The 22,009-nt window shown below is 61.7% G+C and carries 23 protein-coding genes and 1 riboswitch; of the genes, 13 read left to right on the top strand and 10 right to left on the bottom strand.

Annotation, left to right across the window (positions count from 1 at the left end):
- Positions 1-34 precede the first annotated feature (34 nt).
- The gene (metG, locus tag KVU_RS02845) at positions 35-1,744 is read right to left on the bottom strand and encodes a methionine--tRNA ligase (protein WP_013383822.1); all 1,710 of its coding nucleotides are present in this window, start codon (positions 1,742-1,744) and stop codon (positions 35-37) included.
- Positions 1,745-1,870: 126 nt separating this feature from the next.
- Between metG and KVU_RS02850 the strand changes: the two genes are divergently transcribed.
- Entirely contained in the window at positions 1,871-2,911 is a 1,041-nt protein-coding gene (locus KVU_RS02850; RefSeq protein ID WP_013383823.1) for an aldo/keto reductase, read from the top strand.
- On the opposite strand, the gene KVU_RS02855 is transcribed toward KVU_RS02850, so the two are convergent.
- Positions 2,908-3,318 carry a DUF983 domain-containing protein gene (locus KVU_RS02855; RefSeq protein ID WP_014537578.1) on the bottom strand — a complete coding sequence of 137 codons (411 nt, stop codon included), beginning with the start codon at positions 3,316-3,318 and terminating at the stop codon, positions 2,908-2,910. The genes KVU_RS02850 and KVU_RS02855 overlap by 4 nt on opposite strands.
- 174 nt (positions 3,319-3,492) lie before the next feature.
- Here KVU_RS02855 and KVU_RS02860 point away from each other — a divergent pair, with 174 nt between their 5' ends.
- Genes KVU_RS02860 through KVU_RS02875 form a run of 4 tightly spaced genes read left to right on the top strand, consistent with a single transcriptional unit; the run spans position 3,493 to position 5,863 of the window.
- Positions 3,493-4,290, top strand: coding sequence for an EF-hand domain-containing protein (locus KVU_RS02860; RefSeq protein WP_013383826.1), 798 nt, complete (start codon positions 3,493-3,495; stop codon positions 4,288-4,290).
- Positions 4,291-4,341: 51 nt separating this feature from the next.
- The gene (locus KVU_RS02865; RefSeq protein WP_014537579.1) at positions 4,342-4,968 is read left to right on the top strand and encodes a sigma-70 family RNA polymerase sigma factor; all 627 of its coding nucleotides are present in this window, start codon (positions 4,342-4,344) and stop codon (positions 4,966-4,968) included.
- Positions 4,961-5,299, top strand: a complete 339-nt coding sequence (locus KVU_RS02870) for a hypothetical protein (protein WP_013383829.1) — start codon at positions 4,961-4,963, stop codon at positions 5,297-5,299. The genes KVU_RS02865 and KVU_RS02870 overlap by 8 nt, the downstream gene beginning before the upstream one ends.
- Positions 5,300-5,302: 3 nt before the next feature.
- Positions 5,303-5,863: a periplasmic heavy metal sensor gene (locus KVU_RS02875; RefSeq protein WP_013383830.1), complete on the top strand. Its 561-nt coding sequence runs from the start codon at positions 5,303-5,305 to the stop codon at positions 5,861-5,863.
- Between the two features lie 2 nt (positions 5,864-5,865).
- Here KVU_RS02875 and KVU_RS02880 read toward each other — a convergent pair whose 3' ends face one another.
- On the bottom strand, positions 5,866-7,284 hold the full coding sequence (locus tag KVU_RS02880; RefSeq protein ID WP_013383831.1) for a diguanylate cyclase: 1,419 nt from the start codon (positions 7,282-7,284) through the stop codon (positions 5,866-5,868).
- Between the two features lie 85 nt (positions 7,285-7,369).
- Between KVU_RS02880 and KVU_RS02885 the strand changes: the two genes are divergently transcribed.
- The 4 genes from KVU_RS02885 (at position 7,370) to metZ (ending at position 10,672) form a co-directional block, all read left to right on the top strand.
- Positions 7,370-7,669 carry a DUF3572 domain-containing protein gene (locus KVU_RS02885; protein ID WP_013383832.1) on the top strand — a complete coding sequence of 100 codons (300 nt, stop codon included), beginning with the start codon at positions 7,370-7,372 and terminating at the stop codon, positions 7,667-7,669.
- 76 nt (positions 7,670-7,745) lie between these two features.
- Positions 7,746-8,699: a signal recognition particle-docking protein FtsY gene (ftsY, locus tag KVU_RS02890; RefSeq protein WP_013383833.1), complete on the top strand. Its 954-nt coding sequence runs from the start codon at positions 7,746-7,748 to the stop codon at positions 8,697-8,699.
- On the top strand, positions 8,696-9,319 hold the full coding sequence (locus KVU_RS02895) for an inner membrane-spanning protein YciB (protein WP_013383834.1): 624 nt from the start codon (positions 8,696-8,698) through the stop codon (positions 9,317-9,319). The genes ftsY and KVU_RS02895 overlap by 4 nt, the downstream gene beginning before the upstream one ends.
- Positions 9,320-9,354: 35 nt before the next feature.
- A riboswitch (SAM riboswitch) is annotated at positions 9,355-9,431 on the top strand.
- Between the two features lie 62 nt (positions 9,432-9,493).
- Positions 9,494-10,672: an O-succinylhomoserine sulfhydrylase gene (gene metZ / locus KVU_RS02900; protein WP_013383835.1), complete on the top strand. Its 1,179-nt coding sequence runs from the start codon at positions 9,494-9,496 to the stop codon at positions 10,670-10,672.
- 39 nt (positions 10,673-10,711) lie between these two features.
- Here the strand turns inward: metZ and KVU_RS02905 are convergent, their stop codons facing one another.
- The 7 genes from KVU_RS02905 to KVU_RS02935 form a co-directional block, all read right to left on the bottom strand.
- A complete protein-coding gene (locus tag KVU_RS02905) occupies positions 10,712-11,842 on the bottom strand; it encodes an MFS transporter (protein WP_013383836.1) in 1,131 nt (376 codons plus the stop codon).
- Between the two features lie 119 nt (positions 11,843-11,961).
- The gene (locus tag KVU_RS02910; RefSeq protein ID WP_013383837.1) at positions 11,962-12,972 is read right to left on the bottom strand and encodes a LacI family DNA-binding transcriptional regulator; all 1,011 of its coding nucleotides are present in this window, start codon (positions 12,970-12,972) and stop codon (positions 11,962-11,964) included.
- A gap of 59 nt (positions 12,973-13,031) precedes the next feature.
- Entirely contained in the window at positions 13,032-14,255 is a 1,224-nt protein-coding gene (locus KVU_RS02915) for an MFS transporter (protein WP_013383838.1), read from the bottom strand.
- 24 nt (positions 14,256-14,279) lie between these two features.
- On the bottom strand, positions 14,280-15,335 hold the full coding sequence (locus KVU_RS02920; protein ID WP_014537580.1) for an alanine racemase: 1,056 nt from the start codon (positions 15,333-15,335) through the stop codon (positions 14,280-14,282).
- Positions 15,332-16,408, bottom strand: coding sequence for an ABC transporter ATP-binding protein (locus KVU_RS02925; protein WP_013383840.1), 1,077 nt, complete (start codon positions 16,406-16,408; stop codon positions 15,332-15,334). Before KVU_RS02925 ends, KVU_RS02920 begins: the two co-directional genes overlap by 4 nt.
- The gene (locus tag KVU_RS02930) at positions 16,409-17,197 is read right to left on the bottom strand and encodes an SDR family oxidoreductase (RefSeq protein WP_013383841.1); all 789 of its coding nucleotides are present in this window, start codon (positions 17,195-17,197) and stop codon (positions 16,409-16,411) included.
- On the bottom strand, positions 17,194-18,408 hold the full coding sequence (locus KVU_RS02935) for a hypothetical protein (RefSeq protein WP_014537581.1): 1,215 nt from the start codon (positions 18,406-18,408) through the stop codon (positions 17,194-17,196). Before KVU_RS02935 ends, KVU_RS02930 begins: the two co-directional genes overlap by 4 nt.
- A 169-nt stretch (positions 18,409-18,577) precedes the next feature.
- Here KVU_RS02935 and KVU_RS02940 point away from each other — a divergent pair, with 169 nt between their 5' ends.
- The 4 genes from KVU_RS02940 to KVU_RS02955 are packed head-to-tail and all read left to right on the top strand — an operon-like array spanning position 18,578 to position 22,009.
- On the top strand, positions 18,578-19,813 hold the full coding sequence (locus tag KVU_RS02940; RefSeq protein ID WP_013383844.1) for an extracellular solute-binding protein: 1,236 nt from the start codon (positions 18,578-18,580) through the stop codon (positions 19,811-19,813).
- Between the two features lie 54 nt (positions 19,814-19,867).
- Positions 19,868-20,779 (top strand): carbohydrate ABC transporter permease, encoded by a 912-nt coding sequence (locus KVU_RS02945; protein ID WP_013383845.1) that lies wholly within the window; start codon positions 19,868-19,870, stop codon positions 20,777-20,779.
- Entirely contained in the window at positions 20,772-21,611 is an 840-nt protein-coding gene (locus tag KVU_RS02950) for a carbohydrate ABC transporter permease (protein ID WP_013383846.1), read from the top strand. The genes KVU_RS02945 and KVU_RS02950 overlap by 8 nt, the downstream gene beginning before the upstream one ends.
- A gap of 11 nt (positions 21,612-21,622) precedes the next feature.
- Positions 21,623-22,009, top strand: a complete 387-nt coding sequence (locus tag KVU_RS02955) for a RidA family protein (protein WP_013383847.1) — start codon at positions 21,623-21,625, stop codon at positions 22,007-22,009.

The following is a 22,009-nucleotide window of genomic DNA, read 5'->3' on the forward strand; positions in this document are numbered from 1 at the left end:
ATGGGGCGGCCCTGATCCTTTTAGCGCGTAAGGTTTAGCGCGTTCCGGCAAAGCGCACTTGCCAGTCTTCGCGCTGCTCGTCGGTGATTTTGCCGAACAGCACCTCGGGCACCTCAAATGCATGGCCTGCGGGCAGGGCCGTCAGGAAACCGGTGATATCTGTGGGCCATTGATCATCCGCGGTCTTCATCGCCGCCAGCATCGTGGCCGATGCATCGGGGATAAAGGGCGCGGATAGCACGGCATAAAGACGGATCAGGTTCAGACCCAGACGCGTCTGCATGGCGGCGGTCTCGGTATCGGTTTTGATCGTGGTCCAGGGACCTGCCGATTGCAGGTATTCATTGCCCGCAACCCAGATCGCGCGCAGCTCGGATGAGGCTTTGCGCACCTCCATCGCATCCATAAAGCCCTCATAGGCCTGAAGGCGCTGGGTCAGCTCGGCGATCAGGGCGTTCTCACGCGCGCCCCAGGTGCCACCCTCGGGGATGACTTCGCCGAATTTGCTGCGGCAGAATTTGGTGACGCGGCTGACAAAATTGCCCAGCACATCGGCCAGATCCTTGTTCACTGACATCTGGAAATTGTCCCAGGTGAATTCGGAATCCGAGGTCTCGGGCGCATGTGACAGCAGCCACCAGCGCCAGTAGTCAGCGGGTAGGATCGACAAAGCCTGATCCATGAACACGCCGCGCCCGCGCGAGGTCGAGAATTGGCCGCCGTCATAATTCAGATAGTTGAACGACTTGATGTAATCGACCAGCTTCCACGGCTCGCCCGAACCCAGGATCGTGGCGGGGAAGGTCAGCGTGTGGAAGGGGACGTTATCCTTGCCCATGAACTGGGTATAGGTCACGTCATCGGCGCCCTTGTCGGTGCGCCACCAGCGCTCCCAATCCACGCCCTTACCGGCATCAACCCATTCTTGCGCGCTGGCGATATATTCGATGGGGGCGTCGAACCAGACGTAAAAGACTTTGCCCTCCATGCCGGGCCAGTCCGCATCGCCCTTTTTCACCGGAATGCCCCAATCCAGATCGCGCGTGATGCCGCGATCTTGCAGCCCGTCGCCATCCGTCAGCCATTTCTTTGCGATCGAGGTCGTCAGCACCGGCCAGTCGGTCTTACTGTCGATCCATGCCGCGATCTTGTCCTGCAGCTGGCTTTGGCACAGGTAGAGGTGCTTCGTCTCGCGCATTTCCAGATCGGTCGCGCCCGAGATCGCCGAGCGCGGGTTAATCAGATCGACCGGATCAAGCTGCTTGGTGCAATTGTCGCATTGATCGCCGCGCGCGTCGGGAAAGCCGCAATTGGGGCAGGTGCCCTCGATATAGCGGTCGGGCAGATAGCGGCCATCGGTCGGCGAATACATCTGCATTTCGGTCACTTCGCGGATAAAGCCGCGCTCGGCCAGAACGCCTGCGAAATGCTGGGTCAGCTTGTGGTTCTGCGCGCTGGACGAGCGGCCGAAATGGTCGAACGACAGGCGGAAGCCTTTCGCGATCTCGGCCTGCACATCATGCATCTCGGCGCAGTATTCCGCGACGGGTTTACCGGCTTTGGCGGCAGCAATCTCGGCGGGCGTGCCGTGTTCATCGGTTGCGCAGAGGAACATCACCTCATGACCGCGCCCCCGCTGATATCGCGCATAAAGATCCGCAGGCAGCTGGCTTCCCACCAGATTGCCCAGATGCTTGATCCCGTTGATATAGGGAATAGCCGAGGTGATAAGATGCCGTGCCATAGTCCGTCCGCCGCTAATTTTGTCATTGATTACCCCTAGTCGTTCCAAAGGGCCAGAGGGCAGCGCAATCGGCTTGCATCCCGCTTTGGGCCACCTAGTGTGCGGGAAACGCATAAGGGATGACGGATGAAACAGCTGGAACTGGGCAAAAGCGGGATCGTGGTATCGGATTGGTCCTTGGGCAATATGACCTTTGGCAATCAAACCGATGAGGCCGAGGGCTTTCGCCAGCTTGATATGGCGCGTGCGGCGGGCATCACCTTTTTCGATACAGCCGAGATGTATCCCGTAAACCCAGTCACCCCCGAAAGCGTCGGCCGCAGCGAGGAATTTCTGGGCCGCTGGCTTGCGGCGCGCGGGCGCGGTGATGCGGTGATCGCGACCAAAGTCACCGGTGTTGGCCGCCAGCAAGTGCGCGGCGGCGAGGGGTTTGACAGCAAGATCATCCGCCGCACCCTCGAGGACAGCCTGCGCCGCTTGCAGTTAGAGACCATTGATATCTATCAGACCCACTGGCCGCAGCGCGGCTCTTATGCGTTTCGCCAGAACTGGAGCTATGATCCCTCTGGGCAGGACCCGGCGGGCAATATCGCGCATATGGATGGGGTGCTGGGCACGCTGAAAGATCTGCAGCGCGAGGGGAAAATCCGCGCCTTTGGTCTATCGAATGAAAGCGCTTGGGGCACCACGCGCTGGGTGGATCGCGCCGATGCGCAAGGCGCGCCGCGCGTGCTGACGATCCAGAACGAATATTCGCTGCTGAACCGGCTGTTCGACACCGATCTGGCCGAAGTTGCGGTGAACGAGGGGGTGACCCTGCTGGCCTATTCACCGCTGGCAGCGGGATTGCTGACCGGCAAATATCAAAACGGCGCCATTCCCGCAGGCTCGCGTCGCTCGCTGGTGGCCGATCTGGGCGGGCGCGTGACGCCGCGCGTCTTCGATGCGGTGCAGGCCTATCTGGATATCGCAGCGGGCGCGGGGCTAGACCCCGTGCAAATGGCGCTGGCCTGGTTGCGCAGCCGTCCGTTCCCGTTGATCCCGATCCTCGGGGCGACCACTGCCGCGCAGCTCGAGGTGCAACTCGCCGGTTACGATCTGCGCCTGAGCAGCGATGTGCTGGACGCGATCGAACAGACCCACCGCGCCCATGCGATGCCTTTTTAATCGGGCAGCTTATCGCTAAAGCCGTGCATCTTGCGCGACCATTGCAGGCCAATGAACGCCCCCTTGATGCGCGGCAGCAAATACAGCGCCAGCAGCACCACGCCAATTGAAAAGGTCAAGGCCATGACAATCGGCGCGGGCCGAAAGGCCGACCAGACGATATGCAGCGCGACCGCCATAATATGGCCGACCAGCAGGATTGTCAGATAGGCGGGGCCATCATCTGCGCGCTGGTGAAACATTTCCGCGCCGCAAGCGGGGCAGTGATCGGCAACCTTCAGATAGCCGGTCAACAATTTGCCCTTGCCGCAAGCGGGGCAACGGCGACGCCAGCCGCGTGACAGGGCGGGGCCAATCGGGCGCTCGGCGGTCATCGGTTGGGGAGGTGTAATCGTTTCTGCGGTCATCTGCAGACCTTTCAAATACGGATGCCCACGGCTTTACGCCTGATGGAACGCGGGGGAAAGTCAGATATTTCGCGCAACCCGCGACGGAAAAATCCGCACCCGCCGTTTTAAGGGCAGTTCAAAGGCAAAACATCGTCTTTGGAACACCCGCGCAAAACGCGAAAGGATAAGCACATGGCCTATAAACTGATTGCCTCTGGCGCAATTGCAACCGCTGTTGCCGCGCTGGCTGTCGCCGCTTTTGGCACGACCGCTTCGGCGCAACCCGCACCCGCCCCTCAGGCAGCGCCCGAGGCGGGGTCCGATGCGGCCCCGCGCGGCTTCAGCCTGCCGCCGTTCGAGGTGCTGGACGTGAACGGTGACGGTCAGATCGACGCCGCTGACTTTGACGCGATGGAGTCTCAGCGTGCCGCCGAACGTTTCGCCGCGATTGACACGAATGGCGATGGCGCTATCTCGCCCGAGGAACTGGCCGCTGCACCTGAAAGCCTGCGCCAAGCCCGTGCGCTGGCCCGTGCCGATGCGCTGATTGCCCGCCTTGATAGCAATGGCGATGGCGTGCTGTCGGCCGAGGAAATCGCCGCTGCACCGATGCAGCGCGGCTTTGAGGGTCGCCCCGGCCCCCGTGGCCACGCCAATGCCCCCGAAGGCCGCGCCCCCGAAGGCCGCGCGCGCGGCCCGATGCAAGATGGCCCCATGCACGGCGGCCCGATGCAGGCCGGTCCAATGCAGGGTAGCCCGATGCAGGGTAGCCCGATGCATGGCGGTCCGCGTGGTCCCGGCATCGCGCGCATGATCCAAGCGCTGGACACCGATGGCAATGGCGCAATCTCGGCCGAGGAATATGCCGCCGCGCCCGAACGCCTGCGCGAGATGCACCGGGGGATGCGCGGGGCCGCGGGTGAGATGCCCCAAGACCGCCACCAAGGCCACCATCAAGACCGCCGCGATGATCGCGGCCCGCGCGACTAGGCGATGCGCATGGTGCAAGGCCCGGGAATCAGGTATTCTCGGGCCAGCCCGATGGGGAAATCGCAACCGGTGAAGATGCAGCAACTCTTCCGCTTTTCCGCGCCCGAGCCGCAGCGCCTTGACGCAGACGCGCAGCTGCTGGCCGCTTTTGCGCGCGGTGATGGCGTGGCTGCCGGTGCGCTGACGGCGCGCCTTGCGCCGCGGGCCTATGGTCAGGCCTATCGGATGCTGGGCGATGCGGCCGAGGCCCAAGATGTCGCGCAAGAGGCCCTGTTACGTCTGTGGCGCGCCGCGCCCACATGGCGTTATGGCGAGGCGCGGGTCAGCTCGTGGCTGTATCGCGTGGTTGCCAATCTATGCACGGACCGTCTGCGCCGCAGGCGGATCATGGCAGTGGATAGCGAGGCGGCCGAGCCGGTCGATCCCGCGCCATCCGCCGAGGCGCGTTTGCTGCATATTGCACGCGAAAAGGCCTTGTCCGACGCCTTGGCGGCCCTACCTGCAAGACAGGCCGAGGCCGTCGCGCTGCGCCACCTCGAGGGGCTGTCCAACCCCGAGATTGCCGAGATTATGGATATTACAATCGAGGCGGTCGAAAGCCTGACCGCGCGCGCCCGCCGTGCCTTGGCCACCGCCTTGCATGGGCGAAAAGAGGAATTGGGATTCGCAGATGAGTAACGCATCAGATGATAAAATCCTGCAACAGGTCTTTGATGATGTTGCCGCGAAACCTATTGAACTGCCCGAGGGGTTTTTGGCCGCGGTGCAGCAAGGCGCGCTTGCGGCGATGCCGGCGGGCCCCGCCAATGACATTGCCCCGCCGCGTCCCGCCGCCCCACGCCACATGATGCAAAAGTTTTCCGCCCTTGGTGCCTTGTGCGCCGCAGCGGTTTGCGGTCTGTGGATCGGGGCGGTGCTGCCGCAGGTGATCGGGGTGGGCCAAGCCTCGGCCGCGATCACGGTGCCGCTCTATCAGGATCTGGATGTCTATGCCCTATTGGAGGAATGATTGATGACTGAGGGAAAAATCTCAGCCACGCCAAAGGGGTGGACACGCTGGTTGCTGTTTGGATCGCTGACCTTGAACCTGCTGTTTGTCGGGGTCGGGGTGGGCGGTGTTCTTAGCCTTAAACGTCATGTCGCGGGGGGCGCACCACCGGCTAATATGCAAATGCTGACCGTCGGCCCGCTGTCGCGCGCGCTGACCCCCGAAGACCGCGACGAAGTGCTGGATTTTGTGCGCAGTGGTCGCAATCCCGACATTATGTCGCCGCGCGATATGCGCGCTGATGGGGTGTTGATGATGGATACCCTGCGCGGCGCGGATTTCGATCCTGCCGTGCTCGAGGCGATTTTTCAGCGGCAAAATGCATCGGATATTGCGATGCAGGGCGCGCTGCAACAGGCCCTATTGCAACGTCTGTCCCAGATGACACCCGACGAGCGTAACGCCCTTGCCGATCGCCTGACCGCTGCATTCGAACGCTCTCACCGCGCTTTTGGACGCGGAGAGAACCGCGATGGAAATCAGGGCAATGATCCCGCGCCCGCACCCCAAGAGGGGCGCCGCTAGCGCTATTGCGCCGCTATCGCGCGATTACGGCCCATGCCTTTCGCGCGATACAATGCCTCATCCGCGGCGGCGCAGATTTCGTCCAATGTCAGTTGGGTGTCATAGACGGCGCAGGCAGGAATGCCTGCTGCCACCCCCGCTGATATCGTGATCGGCACATCCAGCGCGGCATCGGGCGCCTCTCCTTGCAGCAGGGGCAGCATCACCCGCACCGGCGTGGTTGATATTTTGCGCAGCAGCCGTTGCGCCACGCCCATGGCCTGCTCGACATCCGTATCGGGCATGGCGACCAAGAATTCCTCGCCCCCAAACCGGATGGTCATGTCGATGGCGCGCAGATTGCTACGGATCTGCTGCGCAATCCCGACTAGCACCTGATCACCGATCATATGGCCATAGCTGTCGTTGACCGATTTGAAATGATCGATGTCGATCATCATGATGGAATAGGGACGGCCCTCGTCCCGCGCGCGCTGCGACAGACGGATCAGGCGCGGCAGGGCATAGACGCGGTTGTGCAGGCCGGTCAGTTGATCGGTAATCGCCGCCTCTAGCTGTGAGCGCATGCGATTGCGCAGCTTTTCGGCGCGGTTCTTGCTGTGGATCAGACTGCGGGCGCGATGAGCCAGTTCCTCTTCGCTGACATCGGTAAAGACCTGATCGGATGCGCCGAGGTCCAGCGTCGTCGCCGCAAGTTCATTCGCGCCGCTGTCCAGCAGCACCAGCGTCGGCGTGTGGCGTGTCGCGGATTTGCCGCGCGCGGCGGCGATCTGGCGGCAGATATCGCGCGCATCACCATCGGTGCCGTCGATCACGAACAGGTCCGGCACCTGCACATAGGGGTCCAGTGGCAAATCATCTGGCGCCAGATAAATAGGACGGCCCGGCCAGCGTTGCAGCAGATTGCGCAGGCGTTGCGGCTGGTCCTCGGGCAGGAGGGTGCTGACAACGGCGATGCGGCCCGCCGCGGAAAAGCCCGCCTGCGCCTCGGCAAAGCCGATGGCGGTATCCCCCTCGACATCATCGCGGGGTTGCAGATCGCGCAGCAGATCGCGTTGGCGCAGCGTCGCGCGCAGCTTTGCATGCAACACCTCGGCGGGGAAAGCGCCCGAGATCACATCATGCGCGCCCGCGCGCAGCGCCCCGATCCGCTCGGACGGGGCATTGCTGTCGCTGATGGCGATAATCCACGCCGGCAAGGGGCCGGCCAGCGCCTGCAGGCGCACCAAAAGCGCGCCCCATTGCGCAATGCCGCCGTCGAGGCGTAATAAAATCACATCCGGCCGTAGGGTGCCGGCGTGCAAGAGCGCCTCGTCGGCGGTCGCGGCATCGATAATGCGGTAATGCGCGCTGGCCAGCACATGGCCCAGCGCCGCGCGCCGCGTCGCATCGGCATCCACCACAAGAATTTCGCCAGACATCACGTCAATCTCCTGACAGAGAGAGCTTTGATTCACACTTCGTAGAAAATGGTTAATATAGTGTTTCGAAGGTTCGGAGGACGCGATGCAGCGCAGCAGACAGGCAATAAACCGCGAAGCGGCAGAGGTGATCGGCATTCAGGCCTTGGGCTGGCTGGCGACGCAGGATGATATTTTGATGGCCTTTCTGGGGGCCACGGGTGCCAGTATGGACGATCTGCGGCGGGGGGCGACGGACCATGCCTTTCTTGCGTCGGTTCTGGGGTTCCTTGGCAATGACGATGACTGGATTCGCGCCTTTTGCGACGAGGTGGGGCTGCCCTATGAACAGCCGATGCTGGCCATGCAGATGCTGGCGGGGCCATCCATGATGCATTGGACCTGAACCTCGGGGCTTTCCAAACGGGGGCAGAGCGCTTAGGTCTGCGAGCAATCGCCGCCACCGGCCATAGAAGGTGCCTATGTCATTATTCAGCAAGCTCAAAGATCGGTTGTTCAAATCCTCGACACGCCTTGATGCGGGGATCGAGGGGATCGTTGCCGATGCGCCCGCTGCCAGTGCCGCGGACGAGGCGCGCCGCACCGTTGATGATGCGATGCTGGAAGAGCTGGAAGAGCTGCTGATCACCGCCGATATGGGGGTCGAGACCGCAACGCGCGTCACCGCCAATATCGGTGATGCGCTGCACGGGCGCCGCCTGACCACGCGCGAGATCAAAGAGGCGCTGGCCCGCGAAGTGGGCCGCATTATGGAGCCTGTCGCCCGTCCGCTGCCGATCTACCCGAAAAAACCGCAAGTTGTTCTGGTGGTTGGGGTGAATGGATCGGGCAAGACGACCACGATCGGCAAGCTGGCCAGCCAGTTCAAGGCGGCGGGCAAGCAGGTCGTCGTGGCCGCAGGCGATACATTCCGCGCCGCCGCGGTCGAGCAATTGCAGGTCTGGGGCGAGCGCGCGGGCGTGCCCGTGCTGACCGCGCCCGAAGGGTCCGATCCGGCCAGCCTTGCGTTCGATGCCATGACCCGCGCCGAGGAAATTGGCGCGGACCTTTTGCTGATCGACACCGCTGGCCGCTTGCAAAACCGTCAGGATCTGATGGAAGAGCTAGCCAAGATCGTCCGTGTCATTCGCAAGAAAGACCCCAGCGCGCCCCATAATACGCTGCTGGTGCTGGATGCGACCACCGGACAAAACGCCGTGATGCAGGTCGACATTTTCCGCAAGATCGCCGATGTTTCGGGTCTTGTGATGACCAAGCTGGACGGCACCGCGCGGGGCGGGGTGCTGGTGGCACTGGCCGATAAATTCGGTCTGCCGATTCACGCGATTGGGCTGGGCGAGCAGATCGACGATCTGGCGCCCTTTGACCCGCAGGAATTTGCCCGCGCCCTTTGCGGACTTGAGGAACTGAAATGACCGATACCGCTCCCAAACCCGCGCGCAAACCGCTGAACCCGATCCTAAAGCAAGTGTTGGATCTGGGGCCGACAGTCTTTTTCGTCGTGCTATACTTCCTTATCAAAGATGACGTTTTCGTTATCGGCGGCACGGAATATTCCGGCTTTATCATGGCCAGCGTGTTCTTCATTCCCGTACTGCTGGCCTCGATGGCGGTGCTGTGGGCGCTGACACGGCAGATCAGCCGCATCCAGGTTTTCACAGCCTTTATGGTGATTTTCTTTGGCGCGCTGACGGCTTGGTTCAATGACGAGCGGTTTTTCAAGATGAAAACCTCGATCGTTTACGGCCTGTTCGCGGTGCTGCTGGGGATCGGGCTGCTGCGCGGGCGTAGTTATCTGCAATGGGTCATGTCCGACGCCCTGCCCATGGCGCCCGAGGGATGGATGATTTTGACCCGCCGTCTTTGCCTGTTCTTTGCGGGCATGGCGGTATTGAATGAACTGACCTGGCGCCTTTTGTCTGATAGCGCCTGGGTAATGATCGAAAGCTTTGGCTTTCCGCTGCTGATGTTCGGATTTTTGTTCTGGCAGTTCACGTCGCTGGCGCCATATCTGCCCGATGATGAGGCGAAATAGCGTTCTTGACGCTGGGGGCGGGCAGGTCTATGCCCGCCGGACGACGTGGTGATTTGAACGACCCAGATTGCGGGCCACGCTAAACATTCCGCTAAAGAGGGGGCCTGGTCCTGCACCCGACCCTATCTAATTGACGTGGGTTTTGTTGCCCCGAGATTCGGGGTGGAGGAACAGATGAGCGACTGGAACAAGCGCACCAAAGCCGTGCATAGCGGCATCCGCCGCAGCCAATATAACGAAGTCTCCGAAGCGATTTTCCTGACCCAAGGCTTTGTCTATGACAGCGCCGAGCAGGCCGAAGCGCGCTTTTTGAAAGCCTCGCGCGAGGAATTCATCTACGCGCGCTATGCGAACCCGACCACCGCGATGTTCGAAGACCGCATCGCCGCGCTCGAGGGGGCAGAGGATGCTTTCGCGACTGCATCGGGCATGGCGGCCGTCAATGGTGCGCTGATGGCGGGGATCAGCGCGGGCGATCACATCGTCTCGGCGCGGGCGCTGTTTGGCTCGTGTATCTATATTCTTGATCAGGTGCTGGCGAAATTCGGCGTCGAGATCACTTATGTCGACGGCACCAATCTGGACGAATGGCGCGCCGCTATCCGCCCCGATACCAAGATGGTGTTTTTCGAGGGCGTCTCGAACCCGACGCTGGAAGTCATTGATATCGCGGCCGTGGCCGAGCTGGCCCATGCGGTCGGCGCGCGCGTTGTGATCGACAATGTGTTCGCGACGCCGGTCTTTTCGAACGCGATCGCGCAGGGCGCGGATGTGGTGGTCTATTCGGCGACCAAACATATCGATGGCCAAGGCCGCGTGCTGGGCGGCGTCGTGCTGGGGCAGCGCGACTATATCCGCGGCGTGCTGGAACCCTATATGAAGCATACGGGCGGTGCGATGTCGCCGTTCCACGCTTGGCTGCTGCTGAAGGGCCTCGAGACGATGGACCTGCGCGTGCGCGCGCAAACGGCCTCGGCGCTGGAAATTGCCAAGGCGCTGGAAGCTGATCCCAAAGTGCAGCGCGTCATCTATCCGGGTCTGCCCAGCCATCCGCAGCACGAGATCATGATGAAGCAGACCGGCGGCTATGGCAGCACGCTGCTGGCGTTGGATCTGGGCAGCCAAGAGGCGGCGTTCCGGTTCCTCAATGCACTCGAGATCTGCATCATCTCGAACAATCTGGGTGATGCGAAATCCATCGCGACCCATCCCTATACGACGACGCACCAAAGCCTTTCGCCCGAGAAAAAGGCCGAGGCTGGCATCACCCCCGGCATGGTCCGCGTCTCGATCGGGCTAGAGGATACCGGCGATCTGATCGCCGATTTCCTGAACGCCGCAAGCGTCGCCTGATATAAAAAACCGCGCAAGGAGAGATCCTTGCGCGGTTTTCTATGTGCGTCCCGTCACGCGCGGGGCCAGTAGGATCGTCACCAGTATCGGTATGATCAACATGCCGAACACCAGCTGCAAACTATAGGCCTGCGCGATCCAGCCAAATAGCGGCGGGATGCCGATGCGCGCCAGTGTCAGCGTTGCGGCCAGCGCGGCGATCCCATCGCCGCCGTCCAGCCCCGAACGCGCATTCGCGATCGCCACTGCGACGGGAAAGACCATCGCCGCCGAAAAGCCCAGCAGCACAAAGGCCAGCGCCGCCGCCCAAATGGTAGGGCTGGCCAGCAACAGGATGATCGCCAAGATCCCCGCCACCGCCGCGCCGCGCAGGATGGTGCCATCGCTGATGCGGCTGCGCAGGCTGTCGCCGGTCATCCGCATGACGAACATCGCGACCGACATACAGCCATAGACCAGCGTCGCGGTGGCCGGATCGAACAGGTTCACCTCGCGCAAGAAGAAGATACCCCAGTCATAGGCGGCCCCCTCGAGCAGCACGAGGCCCCAGATCGTCACGCAAAGCAGCAGGATAAAGCGGTTCGGAAAGGCAAAGCGCGGCTTGCCGGTGGTGACGGGCGCGGCGGGCCAGCTTTTGGGGGCAAAGCGGCGGATGCCGAACCAGGCCGCACAGATCGCCAGCAGCGCCATCGCGCCCATATGCACCTGCGCCGAGGCTCCCGCCCACTGCATCCCAGCCGAGATCGCGCTGCCAAGGATCATCCCCGCCGACCAGAACCCGTGCGAGCGGGCGAGGACTTTTTTGCCGCTATCCGCCTCGATCCGCAGCGAGACTAGGTTTTGCGACACTTCCAGCACGGTGTTGTTCGCGCCCATGACAAAGAACAGCAGCACAAGGCCGGGGATGGGCGCAAAGCTCATCAAAAACACCACCAGCGACAGGATGGTGATGCCGATTGTGGCGGCAAGCGGCGGCGTCAGGCGCGCGGCGATCCGGTTCGCCAGCGGGGTGGACAGCAATCCGCCGACCGCGCTGCACAGGATAATGGTGCCAAGCGCCCCCTTATCCAGTGACAGGTTGGCCGCAAGATCGGGCAGGCGCGAGAATAGCGTGACGAACAGGATGGCGTTGCAGCCAAAAATAATGGCTGGGGCAAAAATGGCGGGCATGATGGTCCAATGGGGTAAATTGCGGGCCACGGCTTGCACGAAACCATGACGAATTTATGTCGCGCTTTGCATCGTGGCGCGGGAAATGTCACGCGCTAACAGATGACGTCGCGGATAATTTAAATGGCGGTAACCGTGCCGCCCGGCAACAGGGTCGATCCTTGCATCACGGTCAATACGGGCGCGGCGGGATCGGCCAGACGGCGCAGCAATGCATTTGCCACTTCACGCCCCAGCGCGGCACGGTCGACATGCATTGTGGTCAGGCTGGGTTTTGTCATCTGGCTCCACGCGAGGCTGTCAAAACCGCTGACAGATAGATCGCCAGGCACCGATAGCCCAGCATCGCGCGCGGCCTGGATCAGGCCCATCGCCACCAGATCATTGACGCAGATCGCCACAGACCACGCGGGCCGCCCCTTGGCGAACAGGGCGGTGAAATAGTCAAAGGCGGTTTCCTGACGGTCGTGGTCCAGTGCGATCAGCGTGGCGCTGGCATCCGGGACATCGGCCAATGCCTCGTGCATCCCCTGTTGCCGCCGCTGGGAACTGGGGCGGCTGGGGGCAAAGACGAAGGCGGTCTTGCGATGGCCAAGGCCCAGAATATGGCGCACCATCAGCCGTGCGCCCGCACGATCATCGGCCATGACCGCATCGAACCGCATCTCGCCATCGCGGTTGAACACCTGCACGAAGGGGCCGGTCTGTTGCAGATATTGCATCAGTTCGGCATCGGGGCGGGCGTAAAAGATGACTGTGGTGGTCGAGCCGATGCTGTCGTGGATCTCGCGCAGTTGCGCCGCCGTCACATCGCGTTCCATGATCAGATGCGGAAACAGCCGCAGGCCGCTTTCCAGCGCTGCGGCCTGAAAGCCGTCAAACGTCTCTTGAAAGATCTGATGCAAGCCGCCGGTCACCGGGTTCATCGGCAAGATCACCGCGACGCGCTGCGCGTCATTGCCCGCCGGATGGTCATAGCCCAGGCTATAGGCGATGGACATGATCCGCTCGCGCAGCTCGGGTCTGATCCCCGGCGCACCCGATAGCGCGCGCGAGACCGTGCTGATACTGACATCCGCCTGGCGGGCGATATCGGATTGATTGATCTTACGGTCGGGCATGTTTGGCATGACCACTCCCTACAGATAAGCGCCCACCTTGCCAATTGCGCAATGCGCAAAGGGCGGGTCTATTCGGCAATAATTCCCCGCTTTGCCGTGGCGAACTGGCGCGAGAGGACAACCAGCACCGCCATCATCAGCGCGCAGCCCAGCGTGAAGGTTTGGCTGAGGCCCAAGCGGCTGGCCAGTGCGCCCATGCCGATGGCGCCAAGGGCGGGTGCGACGCGGAATGTCATGCCGAACAGGCCCATGATGCGGCCGCGCATCGCCTCAGGCGCGGTGACCTGCAGTGCGGTTTGGATCGAGACGCCGCCCGCTGCAATCGCGCCGCCATAAAACCCGGCGGCAATCAGTGCCACCGGGGTCGAGGCGGACCACCCCAGTCCCAGCCCCGCCAGCGTTGCAATCCCGGTTCCCACAAACGACAGCCGCACCACGCCGCGGATGCCGCCGACCATATTCGTCAGCCCCGCCACAATCGCGCCAAGACCCATGGCGGAGCTGAGCTGCGCCAAGGTGCGCGCATCACCACCCAGGCGTAGATCGGCAAGCTCGGGCAACAGCTCGCCAATCGGGCGCAGGAACAGCGCGGCGCTGGCAAAGATGATAAACATCGGCGCGCAGGCGGGCGAGGCCATGATATAGTGGAACGCCTCGGCCAGACCGTTGATAATGCCCTTTTGTCCGGTCATCCGTACAGTGGGGCGGAAGCGGACAAGGAACAGGCCGAGCAGGCTGAACACCATCACCAATGCGACGCTGCCATAGCTGGCCTGAATGCTGGCGCCTGCAATGATGATGCCCGAAATCGCCGGTCCGATAAAACGCGAGACGTTGAACAGGATCGAGCTGATCGAGACGGCGGTGCCCATTTGCGGCCGGTCCGTCACCGCGCCGACCGCTGCGTGATGGGCGGGCTGCGACAGGCCTGCAATAATCCCGTTCGTCATCATGATCGCACAGAGCAGCCAGACACTTGCCAGTCCCATGCCCACCATGGCCGCCGTGCTGACCATCAGCACGACCGAGGCCATGGTGGATGCCATCAAGATCCGCCGCAAATCCAGCCGATCCGCCAATTGTCCGGCCCATGGCCCGACCAGCATCGCCGGGATCATATCCGCCGCCACGACAATGCCGACCCAGGCGGTATCATGCGTCAATTGCCATGCGTGCCAGCCGCTGGTGGTGCGCAGCATCCAATAGGCCAGCGAACTTGCCAGCGAGGATAGGGTGAACAGCACAAAGCTGGGGTTGCGCATCAATGTGCGAAAGTCTTGCCGGAGGGCCACGACAGGCTCCTGAAATGGGGGTGTCTATCGCGTAGCGCCGCGCGCCGAGACTTGCCAGATGTCTTGCACCCCGTCGCCGCGAACCACGGTGATTGTGTCATGCAGGTTACTGACCGGACAGACATGGTTCGGTATGATGCGGATTTTTTCACCGATCTTGGGCGCAGGCAAGGCAGGGTCGATACGGACGATGCCATGTTCCTCGGTCAGGCGTTCGATCACCGCATCGGGGTAGTCACGTAGGTAACCATAGCCCGGATGCGCCGCGCCGCTGAGGTCACTGGTCAGGGTTTTCGTGCCTGCGTCAATGATGAAATGGCCGGGCTTGGGCGTGCTGATGACGGTGGCAATGACATGCAGGGCGCAATCGTCAACGCTCGCCGCGCCGGCTGCGATCATATTGCGGTCGTTATAAATATAGGTGCCAACCCGCAGTTCATCGACGCCGCCAAGGCTATGGGTCTGATAGGCCTTGGGCGAGCCGCCGACGGACAGGGGAGGCACGTCCAGCCCCTGGGCCCGCAGCAGCGGCTTTAGCGCCGCCATGAACGTCACCGTCTGCGCGCTGGCGGGATAGGTCATCAGCCCCGCAAGGCGCAGGCCGGGGGTGGCCAGCACCTGTTGCATCAGCGCAAGCGCAGCCTCTGGCGCGACAACGCCGGTACGGCCCATGCCGCTGTCGAATTCGACCAAAATGCCAATCTCGGCCCCCGCAATCGCGGCGGCGGCAGCGGCGGTTTCAATCGCCATCGGGCTATCGGCGGCGACGGTAAAGCGCGCTTTGCCTGCCAGCGCGCCGAGCCGCGCCGCCTTTTGCGGCCCGATCATCGGATAGGAAATCAGAATATCACTGGCACCGCTGCCCAGCATCGCCTCGGCCTCGGTCAGCTTTTGACAAGTGATGCCGGCGGCGCCCAGATCCAGCTGCATCTGTGCCAAGGCATTGATCTTATGCGTCTTGATATGCGGGCGCAGGCGGATGCCATGGGCGTCGCAATAGTCCTGCATCCGCTTCAGATTGGCTTCTACGATGGTCAGATCAACGATGACGCCGGGGGTCTCGATCTCTTGCCAGCTCATGCCTGTACCTCGGGGATGCGCAGGCCCGTCTCGCGGTCGAACAGGTGTAGTTTGCCGGGGGCTGCGGTCACGCGCAATTGGGTGTTATCGGCAATGGCCGTGCGTTCGCGGAACATCATCGTCGCAGCCGCCCCACCAAGCGTGCCATAAACATAGGTGTCCGAGCCGGTCTGCTCGACAATCGTGCTGGTGAAGTTCAGACCCTCGTCTGCGGTCACTTGCAAATGCTCGGGCCGGATGCCGATGGTCAGGGTCGCGCCTTCGCGCAGATGATAGCCAGCGGGCAAGGGGATCGCACCGGCGCTGGCGTCATCCATCACGATCTGGCCGTGCGTATAGGTTGCAGGCAGCATATTCATCGCAGGCGATCCGATAAAGCCGGCAACGAAAGTGGTCTGCGGGCGGTCGAACAGGTCCAGCGGTGTGCCCACCTGCTCGATCCGGCCCGCGTTCATCACCACGACACGGTCGGCGAGTGTCATCGCCTCGATCTGGTCATGGGTGACATAGATGGATGTCGTGCCGACCTTTTTATGCAGGGCCTTGATCTCCGTGCGCATCTGCACGCGTAGCTGTGCGTCCAAGTTGGACAAAGGCTCGTCATAAAGGAACAGGCTGGGGGCGCGCACGATCGCGCGGCCCATCGCCACGCGCTGGCGTTGCCCGCCCGAAAGCTGACGCGGAAAACGGTCGAGGTAAGGGGTCAGGTTCAGCACGCCCGCCGCCCAATCGACCTTGCGCGCGATCTCATCAGCAGGTTCGCCGCGCAGTTTTTGGCCATAGCTGATATTGTCGCGCACGTTCAGATGCGGGAACAAAGCATAGGATTGAAACACCATCGCGATATTGCGCTTTTGCGGCGGCACATCGTTATACAGCTTGCCGCCCACGACCATATCGCCCGATGTCAGATCCTCAAGGCCCGCAATCATCCGCAGCAGCGTGGATTTCCCGCACCCCGAAGGGCCGACCAGCACGACGAATTCGCCCTCAGAAATTTTCAGGTCGATCCCGTGCAGCACGTTATAGGCGCCATAGGATTTGGTGATTTTATCAAGTGTGAGATCAGCCATTTAGCCCTCCAACGTCAGTTCTTTGGCCATCTGATGGTTGCCGGCCATCAGCCCGCCATCCACCGGAATGATCGCGCCCGAGATGAAGGCCGCACCCTCGGATGCAAGAAAGGTGATCGGTTTCGCGATATCTTCGGGAGAGGCGACGCGGCCCAGCGGATACCAGCGTTTCAGCCCGTCCATGACATCGGGCTTGCGCGCAAGACGGCTGTCCCATGCGGGGGTGCGCACGGTGCCGGGGGCGATCATATTGGCGCGGATATTATGTGGCCCGTATTCGGTCGCCATGGTGCGCACCAAACTGACCAGCGCGCTTTTTGCGGCGCTATATCCCGGCTGCCCGAAGGTCGCGAGGCCGTTGACGGAGCCCACAACCGTGATCGAGCCGCCCAGCGCCTTCAGATCATCAATTGCGGCATAGATCGTGTTGAACTGGCCGCCGACGTTATCTGCAACCTCGGTGCGGAACACGTCGGGCGTGGATTTGTCCATCGTGGTGGTCGACCCGCCGGTATTGGCGTTGGCGACGACGATGGAAATCGGACCAAGCTTGGCCCGCGCCGCATCGACGGCGGACTTTACAGCCGCGGCGTCGCGAATATCGGCGGCGGCACCGGCAACCTCGAACCCTTCGGCTTGCAATTTGGCGACGGCGGCCTCGACCGCCTCGGCCTTGATATCCATCAAGATCACCTTGGCGCCTTCGGCCAGAAAATCGCGCACGATGGCCGTGCCAATTCCGCCCACCGCACCGGTGACCAGCGCAACTTTACCTTCCAGCAGTTTCATTCACTCTCTCCTGTCAAGACCGCGCGCGGTTCAATCGCCCCAAGGGATCTGCCGATCCGCTCGACGCCTGCGCGTCGCATATGTCCGTAATTGTAAAAGCCGAAATCGCGGATACCGCTGTCGGCCATGGTTTTGATCGTGCCCGCAAAGCTGCCCTCGGACCGGTGTTCGGGCGAGGTGGGCCGCAGCACCACGCGCATATCGCTATGGCCGATCTGGCGCTTGACGGCGGCCACATCGGTCATCACGCGATCGGCAGGGGCATAGAAACAGACCTCTAGCCCATCGGCGGCGCGATCAATGGCGGCAAGGTCCGTGCCCTCAATCCATGACAGCGCCAGGGGCTGGTTGACCGATGGGATGACATGGACGGCGGCGTCCTTGCGCACCTCGGCGCGGATTTGCGCGATCAGCGATGTGACCACCGTGCAGCGCCAGCGCATAAATGCCGCCAGATCAGCATCGAACAGCAGCTCGGTTTCCAGCCATTGGCGGTCGGTCGGGGCGAAGGGCTCGACTTCCGCAGACAGGCTTTCATTGACGCGGGCCATGACACGGGTCTGCAAATTTTCTACATCAATGCCCGCAAGTTTTGCACAACTTTTGCAATTTGCGCAAAAACATAGCCCTAAATAAAATTCGGCGCGGGGCGACTCGCCGATCAGCGCGAATTCGTGATGGTAACCATGGCGGAATGGCAGCCAGCCGGGCGTCTCGAGGGTCAGGCCTTTGATGTCATATTGCGCCGCAAGCTGGGTGCACAGCGTCACCGCATAGTCGCGCGCCGCGGGCGAGGAGGGGCACAGGCTGTAGATCAGCCCGTCGCCAAAGGCGTTGCGCGTGATGCTGTCGGGGTGCTGCGCGCCGATACGGCTGTTGTGCATCAGTACGGCCCAGGCTGTGACGTCCAGCGCGCTGTTCTGGCAAAAATCAGCAAAAACGTTGTTTTCTTGGGCTAATTTTCCGATCTCTGGTTTGATCGTGCCGAATTTCGCATCGTCGATCTGACAGTGCAGCACGCCATCCTCGGGGAAATAGACTTTGCCAGAGGTGCCATGTGGCCGCGTGAATTTGCCTGCGTGATAGGCGGCGGCGATGGTGATTGTGTTCAGCCGCGCGCGCGCGAATTCCTGGTCCAATGCGCCGGGGTCCGATTCGGCCAAGTCCCACGTATAGGCATAAAGGGCGCGATAGGCTCGGGGGCTGGTCATAACAACGTCCGCTTGCTGATTTCTGGATTCGATTTGTGCAAAACTTCGCATATGTTGCAAGGCTAGGCATGATTTTCGATTTGCGCAAACAAATTTATTGACAGGCGCAAAACCGCAAACCTAGCCTGAGACATAATCAAAAGAAGACCCATCCCAACAGGAGAACACCATGACCCCTCGTCTGACCAAACCCGTGCTGGGTCGGTCGCTGACCTCTGCCGCCGCGCTGTCGCTGGTGGCGGGGGCGGCCTTTGCCGACACTGTGCGCGTGACCATTCCCGAATACAGCGCCAATACGATGCCCTATTTTCAGGCCGCTGCCGCTGATTTCATGGCTGCCAACCCGGACACCACGATTGAACTGGAAATGGTGCCTTGGGCCTCGCTGCAGCAAAAGCTGGTGACGGATATCTCGGGCGGGGTGAATTCCGACCTTGCGGTGATCGGCACGCGCTGGATCTTGGATTACGCGGAACTGGGCGTGATCGAGCCGCTGGACAGCTATATCACCCCAGATTTCGCGGGCCGTTTCTTTGACGTGTTCCTGACGCCTTCGATCATCGACGGCACCAATTACGGCCTGCCGATCGCCGCATCCGCCCGTGCGATGTTCTATAATACCGATATTCTGGCGGCTGCCGGCTATGATGCGCCGCCCGCGACATGGGAAGAAATGCTCGAGGTGGCGCGCGCCATCCGCGCCAGCAATCCCGATGTCATTCCCTTTGGTCTGCAGGGCAAATCGACCGAGACCGACGTCTATTTCTATTACCCGATGTGGAGCTATGGCGGCGAAATCCTGACCGATGGCGCCAGCGGCGTGAACACCGAAGCGGGCCTGACCGCGCTGACCACCTATCAAACCATGATCAACGAGGGGCTGACCCAACCGGGCGTCACCGATTACGCCCGCGCCGATATCGAGAACCTGTTCAAACAGGGCCGCTCCGCCTTTGTCATCACCGGGCCGTTCCTGTCGAACCAATTGGCCGAGCAAGCGCCCGATCTAAACTATGGTATCGGCCGTGTGCCTGCGGGCACCACAACCGCCACCTATGGCGTGACCGATTCCATCGTCATGTTCGCGAATTCGGATGTGAAGGACGAGGCTTGGGCCTTTCTTGATTTCCTGTTCACCACCGACCAACGCGTGAAATTCGACGAGGCCGAGGGCTTTTTGCCCGTGAACGTTGAAGAGGCCGCACAGCCGCAATTCGCCGATAACGAGGACCTAAAGGTCTTTACCGAACTGCTGGCCAACGCCCAATTCGCGCCGCTGGTCGGCGGTTGGGAAGAGATCGCCGATGCGACCATCACTCAGTTGCAGTCGGTCTACCTTGGCCAAACCACGCCCGAAGCTGCCTTGGCCGCGATCGAGGCCAGCGTGAACGCCATCCTGCCGTAACTGGCCCAAGGTCAGGGCGCTCGCGCCCTGATCCCCCAACTGCAGGACGAAAAGATGACCGCAGCTACTGCTATACCGACGCGCAAACCACCCGCCCACCGGCTGACCGCGCCTTACCTGTTGATCGCGCCTTCATTCTTGCTGGCGGCCTTCATCGTTTTTTATCCGCTTTATGCGCTAATCAATACGTCGATGCGGTCGGTAAACCGCTTTGGCATGATCCAAGGCCTGAATGATTTTGCCAATTACACCGCCGTTTTTGCCGATCCGCAGTTTCAGGCAGCGGCCTGGCGATCGCTGGTCTGGACGGGCGCGATCATCGTCGGGACGATCATCATCTCGATGGGCGTCGCGCTGCTGCTGAACCGCAAATTCCATGGCCGCGCGCTGGCGCGGGTCATTGTGATCCTGCCATGGTCGGTCTCGCTGTCGCTGCTGACGGTGGTGTGGCGCTGGGCGCTGAACGCCGAATCCGGCCTGCTGAATCACCTGCTGATGCAGCTGCATATCATCGATGCGCCGGTGGTCTGGCTCGGTAACGGGCAGATCGCCTTTACCGTGCAGATCGTCATCGGGATTCTGGTCTCGATCCCGTTCACATCCTCGCTGCTGCTGGGCGGGCTGTCGTCGCTGCCCAGCGATATCTATGAGGCCGCCGAGATGGAGGGCGCCACCCCCTGGCAGCAGTTTTGCACCATCACCCTGCCGCTGATGCGTCCGTTCCTGAATATCGCGGTCGTGCTGAACATGATCAACGTGTTCAACTCTTTCCCGATCATCTGGATTCTGACCGAAGGCGGCCCCGCGAATTCCACTGATATTCTGGTGACTTACCTTTACAAGATCGCTTTCAAATACGGCAAGCTGGGCGAGGCCTCGGTCGTCTCGCTGCTGATGATCGTCTTTTTGCTGATCTGTTCGGTCATCTATCTGCGCCTGATCTCAAAGGAGCAGTCCAATGCGTAATCGTATAACGTTCAAAGCCTCGGCCCTGACATGGCTGTTGCTGGCGCCGCTGGTCGTTGCGAACCTGTTTCCCTTTGCGGTGATGATCTCGACCGCGCTGACGCCGGGCGATGTGGTGCTGTCGGGGCAGACACGCTGGGTGCCGGTGCGCCTTGCCTGGAACAACTTTACCGAAATGTGGGTCACCACCGGCTTTGGTCAGGCGCTGGCGAATTCGATGATGGTTGCGGTGATGACGACGCTGCTGACGATCCTCGTCTCGGTCCCCGCCGCCTATGCGATGTCGCGGATGCCGTTCAAAGGGATGACGGGCTTTCGCATCTTCATGCTGGTGACGCAGATGTTCTCGCCGGTGGTGCTGGTCATTGGCCTGTTCACGCTGATGGTCCAGATGCGGATGCTGGATTCGCTGCCCGTCCTGGCGGTGCTGTATTGCTGTTTCCACATCGCCGTCGCGATCTGGATGTTGCAAAGCTATTTCGCCTCGATCCCGATCGAGCTGGAACATGCGGCCTGGCTGGAGGGAGCTAGCAAGTTCCACACGCTGCGCACCGTTTTCATGCCACTGGCGGCGCCCGCGACTGCGGTTGTCGCGCTGTTCACCTTTATCGGCGCGTGGAACGAATATGCGCTGGCGCTGGCGCTGCTGCGATCCGCCGAGAATTACACCTTGCCACTGCGCATCTCGGCCCTCAGCGGTGGGCGCTATCAGATCGAATGGCATTACGTGATGGCCGCGACATTCGTGGCGACGATCCCGGTATCGGTGATCTTTATCTGGCTGCAACGCCACCTGATTTCCGGCCTCGCAGGCGGGGCGGTCAAAGGCTGAAAGGAAAGACCATGCCAAAAACCATTGAATATTTGACATTTGCGGGCGCAACCGGCGGCTCGCCCCTCAGCCCGGCTGTGCGCACTGGCGATTTCGTCTGGGTCTCGGGGCAGATCCCGGCGGGCGCGGATGGCGTGATTGTCGGGCACGAGATCACCGCCCAAACCAAGCAGGTCATGGCCAATATCGAGAAGGCACTGGCGCTGGCGGGCTGCACGCTGGACGACATTTGCAAGACCACCGTCTGGCTGCAGGACGCCCGCGACTTTCGCGCCTTTAACACCACCTATGCCGGCTTTTTCACCAAAGGTCTGCCCGCCCGCACCACCAGCGAGGCGCGGCTGATGGCCAACATCCTGATCGAAATCGAAGCCGTGGCGTATAAGCCGCAGGACTAA

The sequence above is a fragment of the Ketogulonicigenium vulgare WSH-001 genome (assembly GCF_000223375.1).
In the GTDB taxonomy this organism is placed as follows: Bacteria; Pseudomonadota; Alphaproteobacteria; order Rhodobacterales; family Rhodobacteraceae; genus Ketogulonicigenium; species Ketogulonicigenium vulgare.

Excerpts from the sequence above, each read along its gene's own strand:
- metG (WP_013383822.1), bottom strand. The coding sequence starts at position 1,744 with ATGGCACGGCATCTTATCACCTCGGCTATTCCCTATATCAACGGGATC.
- KVU_RS02950 (WP_013383846.1), top strand. The coding sequence starts at position 20,772 with ATGCGTAATCGTATAACGTTCAAAGCCTCGGCCCTGACATGGCTGTTG.
- KVU_RS02865 (WP_014537579.1), top strand. The coding sequence starts at position 4,342 with ATGGGGAAATCGCAACCGGTGAAGATGCAGCAACTCTTCCGCTTTTCC.
- KVU_RS02860 (WP_013383826.1), top strand. The coding sequence starts at position 3,493 with ATGGCCTATAAACTGATTGCCTCTGGCGCAATTGCAACCGCTGTTGCC.
- KVU_RS02855 (WP_014537578.1), bottom strand. The coding sequence starts at position 3,318 with ATGACCGCAGAAACGATTACACCTCCCCAACCGATGACCGCCGAGCGC.
- KVU_RS02850 (WP_013383823.1), top strand. The coding sequence starts at position 1,871 with ATGAAACAGCTGGAACTGGGCAAAAGCGGGATCGTGGTATCGGATTGG.
- KVU_RS02945 (WP_013383845.1), top strand. The coding sequence starts at position 19,868 with ATGACCGCAGCTACTGCTATACCGACGCGCAAACCACCCGCCCACCGG.
- KVU_RS02920 (WP_014537580.1), bottom strand. The coding sequence starts at position 15,335 with ATGAGCTGGCAAGAGATCGAGACCCCCGGCGTCATCGTTGATCTGACC.
- KVU_RS02905 (WP_013383836.1), bottom strand. The coding sequence starts at position 11,842 with ATGCCCGCCATTTTTGCCCCAGCCATTATTTTTGGCTGCAACGCCATC.
- ftsY (WP_013383833.1), top strand. The coding sequence starts at position 7,746 with ATGTCATTATTCAGCAAGCTCAAAGATCGGTTGTTCAAATCCTCGACA.
- KVU_RS02895 (WP_013383834.1), top strand. The coding sequence starts at position 8,696 with ATGACCGATACCGCTCCCAAACCCGCGCGCAAACCGCTGAACCCGATC.
- KVU_RS02885 (WP_013383832.1), top strand. The coding sequence starts at position 7,370 with ATGCAGCGCAGCAGACAGGCAATAAACCGCGAAGCGGCAGAGGTGATC.
- KVU_RS02925 (WP_013383840.1), bottom strand. The coding sequence starts at position 16,408 with ATGGCTGATCTCACACTTGATAAAATCACCAAATCCTATGGCGCCTAT.
- KVU_RS02880 (WP_013383831.1), bottom strand. The coding sequence starts at position 7,284 with ATGTCTGGCGAAATTCTTGTGGTGGATGCCGATGCGACGCGGCGCGCG.
- KVU_RS02910 (WP_013383837.1), bottom strand. The coding sequence starts at position 12,972 with ATGCCAAACATGCCCGACCGTAAGATCAATCAATCCGATATCGCCCGC.
- metZ (WP_013383835.1), top strand. The coding sequence starts at position 9,494 with ATGAGCGACTGGAACAAGCGCACCAAAGCCGTGCATAGCGGCATCCGC.
- KVU_RS02875 (WP_013383830.1), top strand. The coding sequence starts at position 5,303 with ATGACTGAGGGAAAAATCTCAGCCACGCCAAAGGGGTGGACACGCTGG.
- KVU_RS02870 (WP_013383829.1), top strand. The coding sequence starts at position 4,961 with ATGAGTAACGCATCAGATGATAAAATCCTGCAACAGGTCTTTGATGAT.
- KVU_RS02955 (WP_013383847.1), top strand. The coding sequence starts at position 21,623 with ATGCCAAAAACCATTGAATATTTGACATTTGCGGGCGCAACCGGCGGC.
- KVU_RS02940 (WP_013383844.1), top strand. The coding sequence starts at position 18,578 with ATGACCCCTCGTCTGACCAAACCCGTGCTGGGTCGGTCGCTGACCTCT.
- KVU_RS02935 (WP_014537581.1), bottom strand. The coding sequence starts at position 18,408 with ATGACCAGCCCCCGAGCCTATCGCGCCCTTTATGCCTATACGTGGGAC.
- KVU_RS02930 (WP_013383841.1), bottom strand. The coding sequence starts at position 17,197 with ATGAAACTGCTGGAAGGTAAAGTTGCGCTGGTCACCGGTGCGGTGGGC.